Below are 2,792 nucleotides of genomic sequence, written 5' to 3' on the forward strand. Positions count from 1 at the left end.
GCACCCCCACAACCCGGAAACCCTCATGCACCCCCGCCTTACGCCACGTAGGGCGCCGATGCGTACCGGCGAAGAAGTTCGCCATCGCCTGCGCGAAGTCCTTGAGCGCCTGCTGCTGCACCGTCTGCGAACCCGCCGCCAGCCACGGATTCGCCGCGCGGGCCTCGGTCAACTGCCGGGCCTGGACGGCATACCCCGGAGCGGGGCCGCGCCGCGGCGTCCACCACGCCTGCTGCTCCACCGCCAGATTCCACACGAACCGGGCATGCCCGCAATGCTCCAGCAACCCCGCCTCCTGGGCAGGGGTCGGGCACAACCGGTACCGGGACACGCCCCGCAACTTACCGACCGCCACCGACAAAACTCAGACCGTCAAAACCAGGAGGCCACAGTGCTGCCTTGTTCCGCGCTTCCTCCCCGCCCCGAAGGACGGGTTTCCACGCTGCGGGTATCCGATGAAGAGTTCGCTGCCGCGCGTCCGGGTGGTGAAGTGGACGTCGCCGAACTGGCCGCGGACGGCGGCGGAGATCGAGCCGTTCACGATGCTCGGGTACGAGGGCGTCGCGGCCCGCGCGTGCTCGACGGCGTCCAGGTAGAGCGCCGCCTCGCGGCTGTCGCGCGGGATGGAGAGGGCGCCCAGGTAGGAGCCGTCGGCGGTCAGCGCGGCGAGGTTCTCCAGGACGTCGGTGTGGTTCACGCCGTGGTAGGCGTCCACGCCGAAGCCCAGGCAGACGACGATCTGAGCGGCTGCACGCCCAGCTTGGGGAACGCGTAGACGGTGGAGGGGAGGCCTTGGGCGTCGAGCCGGCGGGCGAGCGCGCCTTCGGGGAAGTAGTCACTGGAGGGAGAACACTCCGTGACGGTACGGCATCGCCGGTGAGTCCGATCGAGGTTTTTCGCCGCAGCGCGAACTCTCGCGGGGGTTGTGGACGTCTGACTATGTGGTGGCCGTGGTCATCGGGGGATCACGGCCACCACCAGCCTCAGTACGGGGACGGGCCGCCGAACATCTCGCTGAGGCGCGGCGCCAGGTCGAAGCTGCCGCGCAGTTCCAGGCGGCCGTCCATGAGCAGGGTCGCCGGATTGGCGTCGCCGGCGAGGATCCGCAGGAAATCCGCCGTTTCCACGATGAGGGTCAGGGCGGGGTCGTCGGCCGGTCCGGGATGGGCGCGGGCCCGGTTCTCGCCGAGGACGAGCGTCCATGTGGTGCGGGTCAGCCGGAATTCCAACTCTCCCGTGAAACCGCCCGCCGCGGACGGGTCATAGGCGCGCGCCATTCCGGCGAAGAACAGCCGTTGCGTGCTCGGGCCGAAACGGCGCTCGATCTGTTCGTCCGTCCGGCCGTGGACGAGTTTGTAGAAGCCCTGCCGGAACCGCCTCCGGCTCGCGGCACGGACCTCCTCCCGCAGCGGGCGACGCGAACGGCTCGCGCGGGCGACCTCCGCCTCCTCGTCGATGCGGTAATCGGGCGGCGCCGTCCGGGCGGGGTCGCGGCGGGCGAGGGCGGCCTCGATGGCGGGGGCGAGCCGTTCCGCCTTGACGGCCTCGCGTTCCTCACGCCCTTCCGTGAAGTGCGGCAGGACGGCCGTCCCGAACAGTTCGAGCGACTCGCAGATGTGCTCGTGCTCGTTCGGGCCCGACTGCAGGACGAACGAGATCTGGTCGACGCCGACCGCCTCGTACCGCTGGATCAGGTCGATGACCTGCGCGGGCGTCCCGACGGCGCCGCGCAGCGAGCCGACGTTGACGTTCAGCGTGCCGGCGTTCGCGATGATCTGCTCGCGCGAGAACCCGCGGGCCTCCCGGCGCTGCGCGAACTCCTCCCACACGTTCGTGCGTCCGGGATCGTGCGGAGTGGGGCCGTAGTAATGCGCGAGCGCGAACGCGAAGAAGTGCGCACCGTCGATGCCCCGGTCGATCGCGGTCGCCTCGTCCTCGTGCAGCATCATCGGCAGCACCACCGACACGTTCGGGTTCACCGCGAAGCCCGCCGGAACGCATTCTTCGGAGGCGAGTATGCGGTAGTACTCGTCCACCCATTTGCCGGCGTCCTCGGGTTCCACGAACGAGAACGACAGCGCGCCGATCCCGTTGCGCGCCGCGAACTGGATCGTCTCCCGCCGCGAGCAGGCCACCCACAGCGGCGGATGCGGCCTCTGCACGGTCTTCGGCAGCACGTTCCGGGGCGGCATCTGGATGTATTCGGACGACCATCCGGCGAACGGCTCCTCGACGAACATCCTGGTAATGGCGTCGATGGCGTCCTGCCACTGGGCGCGCTTCTCGGCGCGCCGCACCCCGAACCCGCCGAGTTCGGCGCTGGAACTCGCCTCGCCCGTCCCGAAGTCGACCCGCCCGTTCGACACGAGGTCCAGCGTCGCGATGCGCTCGGCGATCCGCGCCGGATGGTTGACGGCCGGCGGCAGCTGGACGATCCCGTGCCCGAGCCGGATCCGCTTCGTCCGCTGCGACGCGGCCGCGAGGAACACCTCGGGCGCGGACGAATGCGAGTACTCCTCCAGGAAGTGGTGCTCGACCTCCCACAGGTAGTCGAACCCCACCCGATCGGCGATCTCCACCTGATCGAGCGCGTCCTGGTAGAGCTTCAACTCCTGCCCGGCGTTCCACGGCCGCGGAAGCTGGTGCTCATAGAAGAGTCCGAAGCGCATGGCGTCACCTCTCCCTGCTGCCCGGCCAGCCTCTCCCGCGTTGGACGGTGAGTCAACAGCTTCGTTGTGCGTGTGACCCTGGGCGGTGACCAAGCGCTCGGTTGACGGGGGTTGGGGGTGGGG

2 protein-coding genes and 1 pseudogene are annotated in these 2,792 nt (G+C 69.7%); all 3 read right to left on the reverse strand.

Annotation, left to right across the window (positions count from 1 at the left end; translation table 11 throughout):
* Positions 1-286: pseudogene (locus tag E1284_RS39980) on the reverse strand (RNA-guided endonuclease TnpB family protein); the annotation flags it as partial.
* A 78-nt stretch (positions 287-364) separates the two neighbouring features.
* Entirely contained in the window at positions 365-715 is a 351-nt protein-coding gene (locus tag E1284_RS39985; RefSeq protein WP_207924236.1) for a hypothetical protein, read from the reverse strand.
* 268 nt (positions 716-983) lie between these two features.
* A complete protein-coding gene (locus E1284_RS39990) occupies positions 984-2,669 on the reverse strand; it encodes an LLM class flavin-dependent oxidoreductase (protein WP_131945327.1) in 1,686 nt (561 codons plus the stop codon).
* Positions 2,670-2,792: the final 123 nt, after the last annotated feature.

This window comes from Actinomadura bangladeshensis, assembly GCF_004348335.1.
Lineage (GTDB): Bacteria > Actinomycetota > Actinomycetes > Streptosporangiales > Streptosporangiaceae > Spirillospora > Spirillospora bangladeshensis.

Bases quoted from the DNA above. Each gene is read 5' to 3' on its own strand.
- E1284_RS39990 (WP_131945327.1), bottom strand. From the start codon at position 2,669: ATGCGCTTCGGACTCTTCTATGAGCACCAGCTTCCGCGGCCGTGGAAC.